The following is a 19423-nucleotide window of genomic DNA, read 5'->3' on the forward strand; positions in this document are numbered from 1 at the left end:
TCCTTGTGGGGGATAACACTGTATTCCCCCGTTGAGGTTCATCAAAAAATTTGAACATGTCACCGATTAATATGGGTATCTTTCGATGTTCATTTTTAACCGTTTACTTAGTGTCGCCTCATCCAGATGATAGAGAATGTCTAACATCTCTCCGGCCAGAAAACCGGGTCCATCACATCGCTCGGCAGCAATTTCTCCAACGACGCCCCAAATTGCCGCAGCAGCTAAACCGCTGCACTCACCGACGGCAGCAAAAGCGCCAGTAAGTGAACTTAATGCGCAGCCTAAGCCAGTAACGTAAGGCATGATTGGCGAACCATTAGCTAAATAATAGTCGTGATTTTGGGTGACGATAATATCCGTTGCTCCAGAAATAGATACATCCGTCTGATATTGCTCACGAATGTGATGAGCTGCGCTAAGGGCACTCAGCGTTGAATCCTGGCTGTCCACCCCTTTATTACCGCGGGGTAACTCATCAATAGAAGGTGTGTGTCCCGCTAAGGGATTTACTTCTGTTGTGTTATCCAAAGGTGTGTGTCCTGCTAAGGGATTTACTTCTGTGGTGTTATCTAAAGGTGTGTGTCCCGCTAACGCAATCACTTCTGATGCGTTGGCTCGAAGTGTGAGGTGGCGGGCGAGTGAGGCGAAGTGGCGGCTTACTTTGGTGCGATAAGTGCTGGCGCCACAGCCTACTGGGTCGAGTACGATGGGGATGTGGTGTTGGTTAGCACATTCAATGGCGTATTCCATCTGCGCGACGCGTTTCTCATCGAGTGTGCCAATATTGACCACTAGCGCTCCAGCCAATGGTATTAGTTCGGCCATCTCTTGACGGGAGTGGGCCATGATCGGTGATGCGCCTAATGCCAAGAGGCTATTGGCACAAAGGTTCATTACGACATCGTTGGTCATGTTGATGACCAACGGACGTTCGCGGCGCACGGTTTCAAGAAAATTAGCGATCTGTTTGATGTTCATCGCGTTCATCGTGCCTCCGCATTATTGGTACTGGCCATTTGCGCGCTGTCTAGCGCATAAAAGTGATGAACTGGCCCATGACCTTGACCCACTTGGAGTCGATGGCTTTGGCGTAGTGCTTGGGTGAGATAAACCTTCGCTGTTGCGATCGCTTCTTCGAGCGTGCTACCCAGTGCTAACTGCGTTGCAATTGCAGACGAAAGCGTACACCCCGTGCCGTGAGTATTGTGGGTTGCGATACGTGGGCCGTTAAACGTGGTGATTCTGTTACGCTTAATCAGATAATCCTCAGCTTGATGAGGATCGTCGCTGTGGCCGCCTTTGAGCAAAACAGGATAATCAAAGCGCGCCAGTGCCGAGCGAAGGCGAGCGACGTTGGTGTAATGGAATGGTTGGTTGACCATGATTGCCGCTTCGTAAAAATTAGGGGTTACCAACGAGGCGAAAGGAAACAGAGTTTGACACAAGGTATCAATGGCATCAGGGGAGACTAAACGGTCACCACTGGTCGCGACCATCACTGGGTCAATCACCACATGTTGGATAGCATATTGGTTTAGTTTCGCCGCAACGGCTTCGATAATGGCGACATTGGGCAGCATGCCGATTTTAATCGCATCGATATGAATATCGGAAAGTACCGCATCAAGCTGAGCCGCCACATTCGCTGGTGGGATGGGGTGAATATCCATGACGCCGCAACTGTTTTGTGCTGTTACTGCAGTAATCACGCTACAAGCAAACCCACCATTTGCGCTAATGGCTTTGATATCGGCTTGAATCCCCGCGCCACCACCACTATCAGAACCTGCGATGGTTAGAATATTAGGTAGGGGAGATGAGGTAGATAAGGAAGAAATGTCTGTTTTAGAGTTCATGGTTGTGCTCCTCAACATGACATGAGGAACCAACCTAAGGCACAAACACCTTAGTGATTGTCGTTGGTAAATGATCGGTAAATGGATCGCGCCGCAGACACTCATAGTTCCCTACGTCAGTGTTAACTGAATCAGGTTCAACGGGTCTCGCAAAGCGATCTCAGCCAAATGGCACCCCGACTATCGGCTTTTATCCTAACAACTTAGATTAAATTAGCAATCAATTAATCACTCTAAGAGGTGAGTGTTACTCTTAAAGTCTCTACTGAGTTAGCGAATTAGTTCGCGAAGTAACGCTTGCTTCTATTTTTTGTAGAGACACAAAAATGCTTCGACTGCTTTATCAACCGTTTCGCGTATCTGTTTATCTGTTGGCATTTCAATCGCACGCAGCGCATAAGGTTCAAAGTGTTCTGCGGTTAATAATCCTTTCAGTTGCATGGCTGCATACCAAGGATCTGCGTGGCGCAAAGTGCCACGTTCCATTTGATGCTGCAAATAACCACTCAAATGAACCCAGCCTTTTTTGGGGCCATTTTCATAAAAATGTCGACCGATTGATGAGCGTTCTGCTTCATTAACCGCCATGCGATAAATAGCCATGATATCTGGCTTTAAAACGGATTGAAGAAAGTTATACCCAAATTCAGGCAAAGCAACATGCATGTCGTCTTGATGATCCAAAGAGACAAAAGCGTTCTCAATTTGTTCGGTCGCAGAAGATTCCATCACCGCAGCGAAGATCTCTTCTTTCGAATTGAAATAATTGTAGAGCGTTGCCTTTGAGCCACCAAGCTGTTTGGCAATGTACGACATGGAGGTTTGCTCAAATCCTTGCTGGGTAAAAGAATCCTTCGCTATATCCAAAATAGCTTGCCTTTTTTCTTCGCTTTTTACTCGCATCGGCTACTCGTGTCCTATCAAAAATTGTGAATAAGTTTCGCTTGACGAACGATCAAAGTCAAGAGTATAACTGTACGGTACGGTTTAGTTATAAGGTAAATTAGCGTGAAAAGCAATGCGTTATGTACTCGATGGCGAGCCATCCGTCCCCGCCACTTGGCCTTAACATTGGTCAGTGTGGCGGTTCTAAACGGATGTGTGGCGCCGGATGATCAAGCCACTCCACAATTGACAGAGATGAGTGAGCTTCATTTCCAACAAAGTTTTGCCAACAGCCAATTGGTCGATTGGCCAACAATGGAATGGTGGACTCGATACCAAGATCCACAACTCAACACCTTGATGCAAGAGGCATTTGCCACATCGCCTGATCTCAAAATTGCGCAGGCGCGGTTGCGAGATGCACGCGGTATCGCCGAACAAATTGGCGCAATCAAGCGTCCATCTGTGGGGTTAAATGCCAGCGCCTCTGAAAGCAAGGTAAGTTACAAGTATCAAGCATACAGTCCACCTTACGATTGGAACGACTATGGTTCTGTTACCCTCAACTTCCAGTATGACTTTGACTTTTGGGGTAAAAACAAGGCTGCAGTGGTGGCTGCCACAAGTGAATTGGCCGCAACGCAAGCTGAAACCGTTTCTGCCCAGTTGATGCTAGCGACTTCGATAGCCAATGCGTACGCCGAGCTAGCTCGTTTGTACAAAAACCAACATACGGTGGATGAAGCGGTACAACTGCGGTCAAAAACCGTTGAACTGCTACAAAAACGTTATGAGAACGGACTTGAGACATTGGGTTCGGTTAATCAAGCCAAATCAATTCGTGCCAGTGTCGAAGCTGAGTTACTGGGGATTAATGAATCGATCGCGTTGCAGAAAAACGCCATTGCAGCATTGATTGGTGTCGGGCCCGATCGCGGATTAACGATTACAGAGCCAAAGATTGCGCTGGATAAACGCTATGGGCTGCCAAGCCATGTCGGGGTGGGTTTGTTAGGGCATCGTGCGGATATTACCGCGGCTCGTTGGCGTGCAGAAGCAGCAGCTCAACGTGTAGGGATTGCTAAAGCGCAGTACTACCCTGATGTTACCTTATCTGCGTTTATTGGTTATCAAGCTTTTGGTTTAGATAACTTAACACGTAGTGGTAATGATGCGGGCAGTATTGGTCCTGCGATTTACTTGCCTCTTTTTACGGGTGGTCGTTTAGATGGACAACTCACCTCTGCTCGTGCGCATTATCAAGAAGCGGTCAACAGCTATAACCGCACCTTAACGAATGCACTGCACGAAGTGGCGGATGTAGTAACCAGCAGTTCTGCACTTGATGCTCGAATTCAGAAGACACAAGAAGCCGTTGATGCAGCTCAGCAAGCATACGATATCGCTAACAATCGCTACAACGGTGGCTTAGCGACCTATCTCGATGTATTGGTCGCAGAAGAAGCATTGTTGAATAACCAAAGGGCGCTGGTTAACTTGCAGTCGCGCGCCTTCAGTCTTGACCTCGCTCTAGTACATGCCTTGGGCGCAGGCTACCAACCACAAAAGTCATGATCGGTTAAAAGGTTTTCCAAATGAGTACTGAACAATCTCAACAAGAGACAAATAATGTCGAAAATGAACGTGTTACTCGTTCCCGTAAACGTGGTTTTACTGCTTTAGCAGCAGCGATTGTGATTGCTGCGGCGGGTTACGGTTCTTACTGGTACTTTTATGCATCACGCTATGTGAGTACTGATAACGCATATGCTGAAGCAGAAGTGGCGGCGGTGACGCCAGCGGTTGATGGTATCGTTGCAAAAGTGAATGTGGTGGATACCCAATTTGTGCACAAGGGGGATGTTTTAGTCAATATTGACAATACCGATGCTCAAATAGCGCTTGATCGCGCCGCTGCTGATTTGGCCTTGGCGAAGCGTCATGTACAAAGCTATCTGGCGAATAACGACGGTTTGACCGCGTTAGTCGATGCACAAGAAGAGAATGCCAAACGGGCAGATGCTCAACTGCAGGCATCAAAAGCAGACTTTGAACGTGCAACCATCGATTTAAAACGTCGTGAAGACTTAGTGCGGTCTGGTTCGGTGTCTGGTGAAGAGCTGACTAATGCGCAAACCGCATTTGAACAGGCGAAAGCAAATTTAGATGCTGCGAAAGCCGCCTCAGCACAAGCTCACGCAAGCAAACTTTCCACTCTCGGTCAAAAAGAAGCTAACGAGGCTTTAATTGCCAACACCACAGTTGAAAACAACCCAGAAGTGTTAGCAGCGAAAGCGCGTTTTGAACAAGCGCAAGTTGATTTTAATCGTACAGTGATTCGAGCTCCAATTGACGGGGTGGTTGCGGAACGTCGTGTTCAAATCGGTCGTCGGGTAAACATTGGTGAATCGTTGATGACGGTAGTGCCAGTGCAGAATATTTATGTGGATGCCAATTTTAAAGAAGTACAACTCAACAAGGTCAATGTGGGACAACCGGTAGAACTGGTCGCTGATTTGTACGGTGATGATGTTGTGTATCACGGTGTGGTGACAGGGTTATCAGGTGGTACTGGATCTGCCTTCTCTATGATTCCAGCGCAAAATGCGACAGGTAACTGGATCAAAGTAGTACAGCGTTTACCGGTGCGTATTCAGCTCAATCGTGCTGAATTAAAAGATCATCCGTTGCAAGTAGGGTTGTCCATGGAAGTCACTATCGATACCAGTCGCAAGGTCGATGATGAGACGTTGCAACAATACCGTACTGCGATGTTGGCTGAGTAAGCCTAGGGGAGTGTCATGAGTCATACGAATGACAATCAAATTCAGCCTTTAACGGGGGCCGCGCTGTTTTTTGGTGCCCTCTGTTTGGCGATGGCCAATTTCTTGGCTATTTTGGATACCACGATCGCCAATGTTTCCGTTGCCAATATTGCTGGAGCGCTTGGTACATCAACCAGTCAAGGCACATACGTTATTACCTCTTACGCTGTTGCAGAAGCGATTTCTGTACCGTTAACAGGTTGGCTATCTTCACGTTTCGGCTCAATTCGTGTGTTTGTGGTTTGTTTCTTGATGTTTGGGGTGTTCTCACTGCTATGTGGGATGGCAACCAGCATGAGTATGTTGGTGATGTTTAGGGTCTTTTTAGGATTTTCTGGCGGGCCACTTATGCCGCTATCGCAAACTCTTATGATCCGGATTTTTCCCAAAAACAAAGCGCATGCGGCCATTGGTATCTGGAGTATGACCACCTTGGTTGCACCGATTATGGGGCCAATCCTTGGTGGTATTTTGTGTGACCAATACAGCTGGCCATACGTATTTACCGTGAAAACACCGTTTGCCATTATCGCGGGTATTGCATGCTGGCAATTGTTGAAACGGTTTGAAACCAAAACCATTAAAGCCAAAATTGATAAAGTGGGCTTAGCTCTGCTGGTGGTCTGGGTCGCTTGTCTCCAAATTATGCTTGATGAAGGGAAAGATCACGACTGGTTTGCGTCTAACCGTATTTTGATTCTCGGTATCGTTGCTCTGATTGGCTTTATTGCGTTTATTATTTGGGAAATGACCGAGCGTAATCCGGTGGTGGACTTAAAAGTGTTCCGACATCGAGGTTACAGTGCCTGCATGATCACCTTGTCGTTAGCTTTTGGTGCCTTTTTTGCTATCCAAGTGGTGACACCATTATGGTTGCAAGTGTATATGGGATATACCGCGACCATTGCTGGTTACTCTACGGCAACGATGGGGATATTAGCGGTGTTTCTCGCACCAGCGGTGGCAAATTTGGCATCCAAAATAGATCCAAGGCCACTGGTATTTCTTGGGGTGTTGTGGCTCGGCTCGTGGACCTTTATTCGTGGATTTGCCAATTTGGATATGACCTTTGCCCAGATAAGTTGGCCGATGTTCTTCCAAGGGATAGGAATGCCGCTGTTTTTCGTGCCATTAACGGCTCTGGCGTTGGGGAGCGTCAGTGATGCAGAGATGGACTCGGCGGCGGGTCTTATGAACTTTATCCGAAGTCTAGCTGGGGCGTTTGCGACTTCTATTGTTAATACTTCGTGGGAAAACGAAAGTCGATATGTGCACGCGGAGCTTTCTGGGTTAACGGATAAGGCAGGTGTTGCGACACAGATGATGCAGCAATCGGGAATGTCGATGGGAGAGATCCGCAGTTCAATCGACTGGCTGGTGCAAAAGCAGAGTGTTATGGTGGCCACGAATCAGTTATTTTTCATGATTGCCGCTATTTTTATCGGCGCTGCGTTTCTGATTTGGTTGGCTCCAAAGCCTAGAATTGGCGTGGATACTAGCTCTGCTCATTAAATAACTGTTTCCAATGTTATCAACTCACTGAGTTTGATGTTTGGCTGATCAAGCGCAATAGGACACGCTCGTCAGCCTTTTTTATTTGCGCTGATTTCTACTCAGCTAATAAGCCATTTATTTTTTACATGAGTGGATGTCGCTTTTAATGATGGAGGGGAAGTGATGGTAATAGAGGTATGGACATCAAGGGAGTCTAGAATTTTCTTTAACGTAGAATATTTAGGATCGGTTCGGCCATTTTCTATCCGCTCTAACGTGGAAACCGCTATTCCTACGTTATCCGCTAAAGCTTCTCGAGAAATGCCTTTGTATTCTCGGATCTGCCTTATCATTTGATGTAACTCAGTCATAGCTGACCTTCCGTCCTGATAATGTGTATATACCCTAGTAACCTCAAGATACTGTTTCAGCGAGAATGTATTCGCTCATAGGCAAGGCACTGATTTGAATACCTAGTTATTCTACGTAGAAAATATATTACCATTATATTGACTTGTAAGTAATTAGCTCAAAGACGTTGGCGAAATAGCCGGATACTGTCTGTTGTTTGGTCAATATTCGTCCGGGTAATGTAGTCTATTTTTATTGCGAATTTTGGAATCACTAGCAAATGTTTAACTTTGAGGATGGTTGAATTTTATATTAAACGTAGATCAAATAATCTTTATTATTCAGTTTCTTTAAAATATAACATACATATTAGCGTTGTTGATTTTAATTGGAATACTGTTTTATTACTGATTTCTATCTATATTTATTCCGCTGTTGTTTTTTGTGTTAATTGTGGCGTATCTCAAAGAACTGAGGCATTAGAGCGTGGGTGCTCTGGAGAGCGAACTACTTTAATAGAATGATTTATCTATCAACATTACATGGAATAGCACACGGAATATCTCGATTTTTGTGCTGTTGAAAATGCTCAAATAACATGAAGACGACATCTATTGATATTGCAATGGCGTCTACAGGCTATTTGGGCGTGTCATTCTCAATAGGAGATAGATAAAACATGAAATTGACTCCCACTCCCCTTAGTCGCTGGATAAGACTTAGTTTAGTTGCATCTATGATGGCGACGCCGCTGGCTGCTTTAGCTGCAGATGTCACTCTTGATGGTACTGCTGGTAACGGTAAAGTTGTGCTGACTTGGGATAGCTCTGATACCAATTCGAATTACCAAATCTATTACGACACTGACAGTGATCCATCCGGTCGTGTACGTTTAGGTACTGTGAATTCCTCAACCTTGCATTACACTGCTTCAGGGCTGACTAACGGAACACAATATTGGTTCTGGGTGAAATACGAAAATGCCAGTGGTGAGTATGAAGATTCATCCACGTTTACCACCACGCCTCAATCTGTGGTATTAGCCGCGACTGCTGGTAATCAACAAGTCTCGTTAACATGGAATGACTCTGGTGCTGACTCTAACTATCAAATTTATTATGACACCGACAATGATCCTTCCGGTCGAGTTCGTTTAGGTACGGTTAACTCATCCACTACCAAATACACGGCGACAGGCTTAACCAATGGTACGCCTTACTGGTTTTGGGTGAAATACACCGATAGTGATGGTAACCAAGCCGACTCGACGAGCGTAACCGCAACACCTGAGTCGGTAGTGCTTACCGGTAGTGCGGGTGATGGTCAAGTAGCGCTTAACTGGACAGATTCAGGCACCGATTCGAATTACCAAATTTACTATGATACCGACAGTAACCCGTCAGGGCGTGTTCGGTTAACCACCGTTGGTTCTTCTACCTTGAGCTATACCGCAACTGGGCTAACGAACGGAACACCTTACTGGTTCTGGATCAAATATACCGATGCCAGTGGGGATAGTGCCGACTCCACCGCGTTTACCGCCACACCGGATAGCTCTACATCGGTTGACCCTGATGCAACGGTGGTTAGCACGGCCAGCGCCATCATTTCAGCCATCAATAATGCGAGTGCAGGTGATGTCATTTATGTTCGCGGTGGCACGTACTATTTCGACGAGCCATTGGAACTGGAAGCCAAAGGCAGCTCGAGTAAAAAAATCACGTTGCGTCAATATCCGACCGATTCTGCTCGCCCAGTGTTTGATTTTTCAGCCCAATCTGAAAAGTCTTCTAATCGTGGTTTGGAGCTAAGTGGTAACTATTGGTACATCTATGGCATTGATGTGCAATACGCCGGTGACAACGGCATGCACATTAGTGGTTCATATAACACAGTGGAATATTCCACCTTCTCTCATAACGCAGATACTGGCCTGCAACTCGACAGCGGTGCGTCTTACAACTTGATTAAGAATGTTGACTCCTATTACAACGCGGACTCCTCTTTGGAAAATGCGGATGGATTTGCGTCGAAATTGGGGGTAGGGACCGGCAATACCTTCTATGGTTGTCGCGCATGGAATAACCTTGATGATGGTTATGATGGCTATTTACGTGGAGCCGATGGTGTAACAACTACCTATCAAAACTGTTGGGCAATACGCAACGGCTATTTGGAAAGTGGAAAAGCCAGTGGCGGTGACGGCAACGGTTTTAAAACCGGGGGAAGTGACGACAAAGACCTCAAACACAATGCGGTATTCACTAACAGTATTGCGGCAGGCAATGCAGTCGATGGCTTCGACCATAATAGCAATCGCGGTACGGTGACCATCTATAACAGTATTGGGTATGCTAATGGACGTAACTTCGGATTCAGTAGTTCGAATGCGCTGCAAAAATTGACCATCAAAAATAGCATCTCTTATCAAGGTGACTCTTCTGACAGTTTAAAAGCATCAAGCACCAGTATTTCTAACAACAGTTGGAACGGTAGTGTGTCAGTCAGCAGTGGTGACTTTGAAAGTGTGAGCATTGATGCCTTAACAGGCGCTCGTCAATCTGACGGAAGCCTACCGGATGTGTCGTTCTTCCATTTGAAGAGCAGCAGTGATCTTATTGATGCCGGTACGGATGTTGGCTTGGATTATGAAGGTGATGCCCCCGATATCGGTGCATTTGAGTCGGATTATTAATCCCACTTTGAGTGAGCTCGAATAATTCACTATGCCACGACATACAGCGTCCTCATGGAGGGCGCTTTTTTGTAAGCAGGGAAGTGAGAAATTAGAAAAATAGGACACTCTAAGCCATGCTTTCCAAAACTGAGCGTAATGCACTCTTTTGGCTTATCAATGAATACGCTTATTTTATTGATGAAGCAAACGATAACTTACAGTATGCTGGTCGCTGAAATCACCATTAACAATAAATGGAGTTACCATGACCCCAACGATTTTTTTGCGTTCTAAGTGGATGCAATTAGGTGCAATTACTTTGAGTGCACTTCTTAGCGGATGCAGTTTCCAACCAGCACAAAGTGCCTCAGCGGCGCCGACATCAGCATGTGCTGTCGGTAATTTGATGGCAGAAACCACACTGTACTTTGGTATGAGCCGTTCTCACGGTCCAGACATTACCGATAAAGAGTGGCAAGCTTTTGTGGACAAAGAGGTGACTCCTCGTTTTCGTGATGGTTTGACGGTATTTAATGGTAAGGGACAGTGGTTAGGCGCTGACGGTAAAGTGGCAAAAGAGTCGAGCCATGCGTTGATGTTGATCCACTCAATCAAGGATGCAGAAAGTGAAAAGAGCATTGAAGCTCTACGCACGATTTATAAAGCCAAGTTTGCCCAAGAATCTGTAATGCGCGTTGAAACCAATAAGTGTGTGTCATTTTAAGACGTTGGTTTTAGGGTATTGTAGAGTGGGCAACACGCTTCAATAAACTAACTCAACGCTATTGATGTGAATAAACAAAAGCCAGCACTCATCATGCTGGCTTTTTCGTTGTTCTGGTCTAGAACTCGCTCCTTATTGGGTGATGCGAGTTACATTACTAAGCCGGCGATAGCGGCGGATAATAAGCTTACCAGAGTAGAACCGTACACTAAGCGGAAACCAAAACGTGAAACGATGTTGCCTTGGTTTTCGTCTACACCTTTGATGGCGCCTGCAACGATACCAATGGATGCAAAGTTAGCAAATGAAACAAGGAATACCGACAAAATACCTAAGCTTCGTGGCGCAAACTCTGCAGCAATCTCTTTTAGTTGCAGCATGGCAACGAACTCATTCGATACCAATTTGGTTGCCATGATGCTGCCTGCTTGCAGTGCATCTTGGCTAGGAATGCCGATGATCCAAGCTAGTGGGTAGAAGACATACCCCATTAACTCTTGGAAGCTAAGACCAATCACTGCTGAGAACAGAGCGTTTAGCGCAGCAATCAGTGCGATAAAACCGATCAACATCGCGGCAACAATCATCGCAACACGAAAACCAGCGAGAATGTAATCGCCAAGCATCTCAAAGAAACTTTGTTTTTCATGCAGGTCACTCAGTTCTGGTTCTGGCTCTTCGCTAGCATCGTATGGGTTGATGATCGATAGTAAAATAAAAGTGCTGAACATGTTCAAAATCAGCGCGACTACAACGTAGCGGGCTTCGATCATGGACATATACGCGCCAACGATGGACATGGACACCGTAGACATCGCTGTTGCAGCCATGGTGTACATGCGACGTGGTGATTGCTGACCCAATATGCCCTTATAGGCAATAAAGTTTTCTGATTGCCCCAGCAGCAAAGAGCTGACCGCGTTAAACGATTCCAGTTTACCCATGCCGTTAATTTTTGAGAGCACGGTACCCACGATACGAATGATCCAAGGGAGGATACGGAAATGCTGCAAAATACCGATCAAAGCTGAAATGAAGATAATTGGGCACAGTACGTTTAAGAACACAAAAGCTAGGCCTTGCTTGCTCATGTTACCAAAAACAAAATCTGACCCTTCTCCCGCGAATTTCATCAACTCATCGAATAGGCTTGCAAAAGAAGCAACAGCGACGACACCTGCTTTAGAATTCAACAGGAACCATGCTAACAGTACTTCAATAACAACTAACTGAATAATATAACGAATTTTAATCTGTTTACGGTCGTAACTAACCAATAATGCTAGGGCGAAAATCACCGCGATAGCCAAACAGAAATGAAAAACGGATTGCATAAAAATAATCCCTAAACAAAGTACAGCAAAACCAAGGAGCCGGAGTATACCATACGTCAAATGAATAACGACGAATGAGTGAGTTATTAATATTCGCGTGCTGTATGGATAGTCACTTAAATGGCTGTTTGAAGGTTGTTCGACAAGGTGTTAGGACAGGAAAAGAGAGCCTTCATACGTGTACGTATGAAGGCCAGAGGTTAACGACAATCTGTGGGTTCACTATCAGGCTTAATTAGGGATTGAGCAATGGGATCGATTACTTCATGAAGCCAGTTGTTGGCTAAGGCATTAGCCATGGCTTGGTAGCCTTGAGCCGCTAACGTATCACTGTGAGCAAAACGGCCACATTGGACGATATTCCCTGTGGAGCTTTGTAGCAACCATTGCCCATGAATGGTGATTTTTCCATCGGGACTGGCATCAAAACGCGCAACATTGATCAGCAATTGATTGGCTTGGGCTGAATTGAGGTCAAATGGTGTTAACCAGTGAGCCCCGGGTAGGCGTTGTTCTAGTCGATTGAGTGCCAACCGTTGTAACTGGCTGTCTAACGGTTCGGCCCAGAGATTTTGACGAGCACGACTGACTTGGCCCTGTTCGCTCACTAACACAATGCCGTTACCGGCTAAATAGAGTGGTATTTCCACTGTCGGCACCACAACCTTAGCGTGATAATCTGTTTTTAGCGCAGGCGCCGCTTGGCTCATCAGGAGATATTCCTGTGCTGGTGGTGCAGAAGTTGAACAACCTACAAGTGCCACAAGTAGTGCTCCAGTGGTGATGAAGCGGCTTATTAAACTCAAGCGGGGAAGCAAACGGCGCATTATTGTTCTCCTTTACTCGGAATGGTATCCGGTGCAGCATTGCTTTCAAAAATCAATGCATTCGGTTTTTGTTGTAATTGACGCAGTACTGGCTGCAGATCGTTTAACGTTCGTTCTAAAGTCCCTAAACTTTTTTGCAATTGCGAACCTACGGCGCCTTCTTCTTGATAGGTTTTCAACGTACGTTGCAGATCTTGCAGTGATAGTGTTAATTGCTCTGGTAGCTGCTGAGTATGCGGCTCTGCTAGAAGCGTATCAATCTGTTTACTGACTCGATTTAAGGTATTTAAGGTGTCGTTCGCACTTTGCAGCGTTTTATCCAACGAATTCATGGTGTCATTAAGTGGTAGCTCATTTAGCTTATCAAGTAGGGTAGAGAATTTTTGTCCTAGGTTATCAAAGCTATTAGGAACCGATGGGAAGACAGGAAAGCCCGCCACTTGCTGTTTGCTAACCGGTTTGGCATGCGTATCAAAGTCAACACTAATGATTTTGCTCCCGGTTAAAATATTGCTGGTAGTTAAGCTGGCGCGAAAACCGCGTTTAATCGCGTTATCTAGCAGTTGATGCCAATCGTTAATATTCATGTCATCACCTGTGCTGATGTTGCTTAAACGTTGTGGTTCAATACGACCGAGTACAGGTAACACAGGATTAAGCATGGTGGCGCTCCAATCACGAATGCTTATGCCTTGGAATGGTACTTGCTGAACCGTCCCGATACGAACACCTCGAAACTCAATCGGCGCTCCAGCTTCAAGGCCACCAATGTTGCCATCGAATAGAAAAATGAATGGGATGGCTTGGGTGTAGCGGTTATCAGTTGCTTGTTCTTTTGACCCGTAGAGTGTGAAACTGGTCATGTCTTTTACTGGTTTGCCGACAGCATTAGCTTCAGTTGTTCCAAACGAGATGCCGCCAGCTATGAGGGTTTCAAGTGAGTCCATTTTAACCGCGATACCTTTTGATGTGCTTTGAATGGCAAGCCCGGGAGTGACCCAAAACTGCACGGCATCATTTACCAGCGTATCAAACGGTGCCCGAATAAATAGGCGATAGGTGATGTTCTGTTTTTGTGGATCGAAATTCACATCTTCAATATGGCCAACGTCAAAACCGTGAAAATGCACCGGTGTTCCCACCGTCATTTTTGGAATGTCTTTGCTTACTAATTGTAATCGAAGCCCTTTGTCGTCGGCGGTGGCGAGCGGAGGTTGTGCCAACATGGTGTATTGAGATTTTGCATCGCCGTCAGTGCCTGGTTCAGCTTCAATATAAGCCCCAGACAGTAGTGTACCTAAGCCGCTAATCCCGGCTGTACCGACCCGCGGTTTGATCACCCAGAACTTAGTATCCTGGCGCAGCAATTTGTCTGAGCCTTTATGCAAATCAATGGTGATGATTGCGTGTTCAAAGTCGTCACTGAGTCGCACTTGAGTCACTTCACCAATATCGACATTATGCACTTTCACTTTGGTTTTGCCCGCTTCAATACCATCCGCATTGTTGGCTACAATGGTGACTTGTGGGCCTTGGCTATCCCAGTCTTGATAAAGCATCCAAGCGGCCACAAAGAGTGCCAGTAGGGGAACCACCCACACCGGATTAAAACTAAAGCGAGTCGTTGGACGCGACTGCAATGTAGGCTCAGTCAAGAGAAGTCTCCTTAGTTGAGTGATCCTCAGGCGAACGTGGGGTATCCCAAAATGAACGAGGATCAAACGATTGGGCTGCCAGCATGGTCAAAACGACAACGCTAGCAAAGGCGATGATAGCCGGGCCTGGAATGATGCGCATTAGGCTGCCCAGTTGGACTAATGCAGTCAAAATAGCGACCACAAAAATATCAATCATCGACCAACGGCCGATGAATTCAGTAAAGAAATAAAAGTGCTGTAACTGTTTTGCTGAACGCGGCTTTTGATGACGGCTTTGCCAGCAAAGCCAGCTCAACAGTAATATTTTAAAAATGGGTACCACGACACTGGCGATAAAGACCACTAATGCGATCGGATAAGAGCCTGTCGCCCAGAGTAAGATCACGCCGCCGAGAATGGTCGAGCCATGACTGCTGCCCAAAAACGCCGTATCCATAATAGGAAACCAATTGGCAGGAATAAACATCACGCAAGAGGCGATAAGTAAGGCAATTGTTTTTTGCTGATGGCCTTTTGTTCGTGATTGGACATGTGTGGAGCAACGCGGGCAATAACCCTCCAAGCCATGACTTACAGCGCCACAGCAGTTGCATACTGTCATCCCTTGTGTACGGGCAACGCCAGTTTGCAGTGACTCTGGATTGGCTTGTGGAAATAGGCTATTCCACAGCCAAACCCTATCGCACAGCAAAAGCGTTTTCACCAATAGCACAACAAATAGACAGAATGGCCAAAATGAAAGTCCAAATTCCACTTGTGCCATTGAATGTAATTTTATTAACGCAACCAATATACCGACAAGAAAAACATCCATCATTAACCATGGTTCGATTCCCCACAGCATTCTTAAGCTGAATTTAAGCCCTGGTAAGGTTCGCTTATGTTCGATTGATGCGCTGGCATAGATGGCAAACAGTAGGTAGATGACCGGCAATATCAGCAATAAACTGAGTAAAATACCCAAAGCGACGAAATGGTTATTCAGTAGTACCTCAATGGTGTCGGCAAAACGGATACGATGCTCTACGCCTTTAGCGGAAAAGCCCAAAAAGGAATACAGCATCGACATCGCTAGCATTAATAGTGCAGAAAGTGCGTACCATTTTAGTGTTACCGCTTGATGAACTATTTGATGGGTAATACGGTGCCCACATCGTTTGCAGCGAACGTCAATAGGCTGCTCAGAATCAGAGATAGCAGATGTGACCCAGTCACAATGTGGGCAGACATATAATGACTTTGCATTGAAGCCGGTTGTCGCACATAAAGTGTTAGGGTGCGGCGCGTTATGCGTTGACGAACAAATAGAACACCTCCCTTTGCCGACGTGCGGTCATAGTGCGATTGATAGCGTGGTCATGACTTACTGTTCTTAATACTAGCCTATTCCAAACCGGGTATTCCTATTGGTTTGAACGATGAGTTAACTCGACGGAAAATCAGAATGTTAGATGCCAGTAGCATACCAATGTATATCACAAAATCATGTAACGTAATGTCAGACTTTAAGCGTAGGTGGCGTGCAGTTAACGAAGAGTTAAGACGCTCAATTTGAAGAGTGAAAAGCAAAAGGGTTTCTGCGTACAGTGAGGAGGAGTCGCTGGATATAGAAACCCTATCGATTGATTCTCTTTATGTCGGTCAGCTTAATCAGTAAGTACGAATATCTGCTTCTTCAGCAAGCTTGGGTAGTTCGCGTTGCAGAGCTTTGAGATAAGGTGTGTTGGAGTGATATTCAAAATCCGCTTTGCTTTTATACAGCTCGTTAACCAAAAAACGTTGGTTGTTTTCCGTGCTCGTAAAGACTTCATAAGACAAACATCCCGGCTCTTTACGGGTATGAATAACAAGGTTGTCCAATATCTCTTTTAACTGCTGCGCTTTACCTTCACGAGCGGCGAAAACCGCAACACATGTTAAAGTTTTTTCACTCATTGATATTTCTCCAGAACAATGACGTGCTGTTAATGCATTTGGTACTTTATAAAGCGTTTGATGCGTTATAAACCAAAGCCCCGCCAGATGGCGTAAATAGATCATACTCCTAATCCATTGTTCTGTATTCAATTGCTTTAATAATGTTCACCTCAATTCGTGATGTAAAGACTCCTATTGCTTAACCCGACCTTAACCAAACAAAGACTACACTCACTAAGCTTAAATTTATTTGCTTTCGAGTGGCGTGCTACGTAAGCATCATTGAGCAAACTGGGTATAATAGCCCGATAATCGAAGCCATCTTGAGCACGCTTCTCGTCCGCCATGCAGTTTTTATAAAAGCCATTATTTTAATAAAAGAAGTTGCTGTTACTGGCACACAAACATGGTCATAGGTTGATTTTTTCGTTGATACTTTGTTCTCAACCTTGGACTGGTTATGCCGTAAGCGCACATGAATACAATCTCTCGGAGTAGGGAAGGCTAAGATTGCCTAAATTTGGTTAATTTTTTTGGAGTGGTAGGTTGTTATGTTTAAAGCCCTTTTAGTCGAGGATGATTTAGATTTAGCGACTGCGTTAATTGACTATATGTCTTTAGAAGACATTGAATGCGATTATGCAGCCGATGGTCAAGTGGGTTATAACCTCATTGTGAGTAATACTTATGATGTGATTGTTCTAGACCTGAATTTGCCGAAGATTAAAGGGTTAGCTGTTTGCGAACGTATTCGTGCTCAAGGTGTTGAAACGCCAGTGTTGATGCTCACTGCATGTGACACTCTGGATGATAAGCTGCAGGGTTTTAGTCATGGCGCGGATGATTACTTAGTTAAACCGTTCGCTACAGAAGAGCTGATTGTGCGTCTCAAAGCATTGTCGCGCCGTCGTAGCGGTCAAATCTCCAAGTTACGAGTGGGAGAGTTAGAGCTTGATCTTACCCACCGCCAAGTTACTCGCCAAGGCACTCCAATCAAACTTTCTCCAATCGCACTGAAAATTTTAGAAGTGTTAATGCGCGAATACCCTTCTGGTGTCTCTCGAGAAAAAATAGTTCAAACGGTGTGGGGTGATGAGCAGCCAGACAGTAACAGCCTCAAAGTTCATATCTTCAATTTACGCAAACAAATTGATAAACCAGGATTAGACCCCCTTATTCAAACCGTGCCCGGATACGGTTTTTGCCTCAAACCATAGTGATTTGCCATGAAGATCAGTCGTAGTCTTAAGATCTATTTTGTGTTGTCGGTTATGGCAATAGCTACCGTAACTGTGGTCAGTTTTTCTACCATTGCAGCCAACTATTTTGTTTCCGGGTTAGATATCAGCTTGCGTTATACCATGTTGGAAATTGCCAAGCAGGTGGATACCAGTGATGATAAGCCAGTTGAGGTCATCGGCTATCAGCTGGCCACCAAATGGGAAGATGTGCAGCCGGAAATTAAACGAAATTTATCACCTCCAGTGGGACCTTTAGGGTTTCAAAAGAAAATGGATAAAAGTGGTTGGTTTCAATCTCCCACAAAAGCTTACTTTGTTATGCGCTTTGATCGAGCTAATGGACAAACAGTCTACATCTCTAAGGTGTTTGAAAAACTGCAAAATGACCATTCGAAAGACCAGTTTCATAAAGAAGGGAACAGCTATGACATGATGTTGATTCTTTATGCATTTTTGGCACTAGCGTTTTTCGCGGTTGGTCTATATTTTATGTTTCGTCATATTGCTCGCCCCCAAGAAAACCTGGTTGAATGGGCAAAATCTTTAACGCCGGAACAACTTGAACAACCCACTCCAGATTTTTATTTTAATGAACTTAATCGGTTAGCAGGTATCATTAAAAACAGTTTGTCGTCGGTACAAGTGGCACTTAAACGCGAACAGAGCTTTTTGGCGAACGCGAGTCACGAACTGCGCACGCCCATTGCGGTTGTGCGCAGTAATGCAGAGTTAATGAATAAGCTTATCGATAAACCTCATTCCAGCGAGATTTTGGTTAAAAAGAAACAGGTCATGGAACGCATTTTACGGGCAGGGGTAACCATGACCGATTTGTGTGAAACCTTGTTATGGCTTAATCGGCGCGAACAGAGTGAATTACCGATGGGCAAAGTAAGTTTAGCGAACATGGTTGACCAAATCAGCCGCGATTTGAGCTATTTATTGCGAGATAAAGCGGTGGAAGTGGAGCTGCACATCAAAGAGGGTACTTATGAGTTACCATCCACCTTGTGTCGTATCGTGATCAGTAACCTTATTCGTAACGCTTATCAACATACACATACGGGCAAAGTGTATATTGAACAAAGTGGTACGCGAGTGCTTATTGTTAACCGCGATGCTGGGGAAGTGGACAGCCAAGACCAGTTAGGCTTTGGTCTAGGATTGGAGTTAACCAACCGCATTATTCGTCAATATGATTGGTCTTACGATACCTTGGACAGTGCGAATGGCCGTGAAGTCACTATCGATTTTAGACCATTGGCTACCCAACTCGAGGATCACGGAGATAGCTCCCTATAGGTCAACAACCAGCGAGTGTGTTAGGCCACAACATCGCACTCGCTATCGTTATCCTCTCACCACATCTGCTAACAAATAATTCCCAAATGAGTGCCAATAAACACACGCAGTTACGCGCTTGCGACAGTGCACTGAGCCTAAAGTAACCTCAAGATGCGGTTTCAGCGAGAATGTATTCGCTCTTAGGCAAGGCACTGATTTGAATACATAGTTATTCTACGTAGAAAATCAGTAACGCAGCATAGGAGCGAATACAACTCGCCCCTTGGGAGCTCATCAACAAGCCCATTTCCGCGCCCAATTACGTTGAAAGGGAATAACCATTCCTT

At 45.4% G+C, this 19423-nt stretch carries 16 protein-coding genes and 1 riboswitch; of the genes, 7 read left to right on the plus strand and 9 right to left on the minus strand.

What is annotated here, in order from left to right; all coding sequences use genetic code 11:
* Positions 1-66: 66 nt before the first annotated feature.
* From JCM16456_RS05680 to JCM16456_RS05690, 3 genes are all read right to left on the minus strand, one after another.
* Entirely contained in the window at positions 67-981 is a 915-nt protein-coding gene (locus JCM16456_RS05680) for a hydroxyethylthiazole kinase (RefSeq protein ID WP_068715912.1), read from the minus strand.
* Between the two features lie 5 nt (positions 982-986).
* Positions 987-1859: a bifunctional hydroxymethylpyrimidine kinase/phosphomethylpyrimidine kinase gene (thiD, locus tag JCM16456_RS05685; RefSeq protein ID WP_068713194.1), complete on the minus strand. Its 873-nt coding sequence runs from the start codon at positions 1857-1859 to the stop codon at positions 987-989.
* A 91-nt stretch (positions 1860-1950) separates the two neighbouring features.
* A riboswitch (TPP riboswitch) is annotated at positions 1951-2048 on the minus strand.
* Between the two features lie 114 nt (positions 2049-2162).
* Positions 2163-2762, minus strand: a complete 600-nt coding sequence (locus tag JCM16456_RS05690; RefSeq protein WP_068713196.1) for a TetR/AcrR family transcriptional regulator — start codon at positions 2760-2762, stop codon at positions 2163-2165.
* 105 nt (positions 2763-2867) lie between these two features.
* Here JCM16456_RS05690 and JCM16456_RS05695 point away from each other — a divergent pair, with 105 nt between their 5' ends.
* The 3 genes from JCM16456_RS05695 to JCM16456_RS05705 are packed head-to-tail and all read left to right on the plus strand — an operon-like array spanning position 2868 to position 7081.
* Positions 2868-4319: an AdeC/AdeK/OprM family multidrug efflux complex outer membrane factor gene (locus JCM16456_RS05695; RefSeq protein ID WP_068713198.1), complete on the plus strand. Its 1452-nt coding sequence runs from the start codon at positions 2868-2870 to the stop codon at positions 4317-4319.
* A gap of 20 nt (positions 4320-4339) precedes the next feature.
* A complete protein-coding gene (locus tag JCM16456_RS05700) occupies positions 4340-5530 on the plus strand; it encodes an HlyD family secretion protein (protein ID WP_068713199.1) in 1191 nt (396 codons plus the stop codon).
* Positions 5531-5545: 15 nt separating this feature from the next.
* Positions 5546-7081, plus strand: a complete 1536-nt coding sequence (locus JCM16456_RS05705; protein ID WP_068713201.1) for a DHA2 family efflux MFS transporter permease subunit — start codon at positions 5546-5548, stop codon at positions 7079-7081.
* Between the two features lie 101 nt (positions 7082-7182).
* Here the strand turns inward: JCM16456_RS05705 and JCM16456_RS05710 are convergent, their stop codons facing one another.
* Positions 7183-7434, minus strand: coding sequence for a helix-turn-helix domain-containing protein (locus JCM16456_RS05710; protein WP_068713203.1), 252 nt, complete (start codon positions 7432-7434; stop codon positions 7183-7185).
* Between the two features lie 659 nt (positions 7435-8093).
* Here JCM16456_RS05710 and JCM16456_RS05715 point away from each other — a divergent pair.
* Positions 8094-10109, plus strand: coding sequence for a fibronectin type III domain-containing protein (locus JCM16456_RS05715; RefSeq protein WP_068713205.1), 2016 nt, complete (start codon positions 8094-8096; stop codon positions 10107-10109).
* A gap of 247 nt (positions 10110-10356) precedes the next feature.
* Positions 10357-10815, plus strand: a complete 459-nt coding sequence (locus tag JCM16456_RS05720; protein ID WP_231894421.1) for a DUF3574 domain-containing protein — start codon at positions 10357-10359, stop codon at positions 10813-10815.
* A gap of 149 nt (positions 10816-10964) precedes the next feature.
* Here the strand turns inward: JCM16456_RS05720 and JCM16456_RS05725 are convergent, their stop codons facing one another.
* The 5 genes from JCM16456_RS05725 to JCM16456_RS05745 form a co-directional block, all read right to left on the minus strand.
* Complete coding sequence (locus tag JCM16456_RS05725) at positions 10965-12149, minus strand: NupC/NupG family nucleoside CNT transporter (RefSeq protein WP_068713207.1); 1185 nt, start codon at positions 12147-12149, stop codon at positions 10965-10967.
* A gap of 200 nt (positions 12150-12349) precedes the next feature.
* Positions 12350-12976, minus strand: a complete 627-nt coding sequence (locus JCM16456_RS05730; RefSeq protein WP_068713209.1) for a PqiC family protein — start codon at positions 12974-12976, stop codon at positions 12350-12352.
* Entirely contained in the window at positions 12976-14631 is a 1656-nt protein-coding gene (gene pqiB / locus JCM16456_RS05735; protein ID WP_068713211.1) for an intermembrane transport protein PqiB, read from the minus strand. Before pqiB ends, JCM16456_RS05730 begins: the two co-directional genes overlap by 1 nt.
* Entirely contained in the window at positions 14624-15940 is a 1317-nt protein-coding gene (locus JCM16456_RS05740; RefSeq protein ID WP_082712227.1) for a paraquat-inducible protein A, read from the minus strand. Before JCM16456_RS05740 ends, pqiB begins: the two co-directional genes overlap by 8 nt.
* A 344-nt stretch (positions 15941-16284) precedes the next feature.
* Positions 16285-16569, minus strand: a complete 285-nt coding sequence (locus JCM16456_RS05745; protein WP_162266528.1) for a putative quinol monooxygenase — start codon at positions 16567-16569, stop codon at positions 16285-16287.
* Between the two features lie 533 nt (positions 16570-17102).
* On the opposite strand from JCM16456_RS05745, the gene JCM16456_RS05750 reads away from it, so the two are divergent.
* Positions 17103-17768 (plus strand): response regulator transcription factor, encoded by a 666-nt coding sequence (locus JCM16456_RS05750; protein WP_068713218.1) that lies wholly within the window; start codon positions 17103-17105, stop codon positions 17766-17768.
* A gap of 9 nt (positions 17769-17777) precedes the next feature.
* The gene (locus JCM16456_RS05755; protein ID WP_068713220.1) at positions 17778-19094 is read left to right on the plus strand and encodes a sensor histidine kinase; all 1317 of its coding nucleotides are present in this window, start codon (positions 17778-17780) and stop codon (positions 19092-19094) included.
* Positions 19095-19423: the final 329 nt, after the last annotated feature.

It is taken from the genome of Vibrio tritonius (assembly GCF_001547935.1).
Lineage (GTDB): Bacteria > Pseudomonadota > Gammaproteobacteria > Enterobacterales > Vibrionaceae > Vibrio > Vibrio tritonius.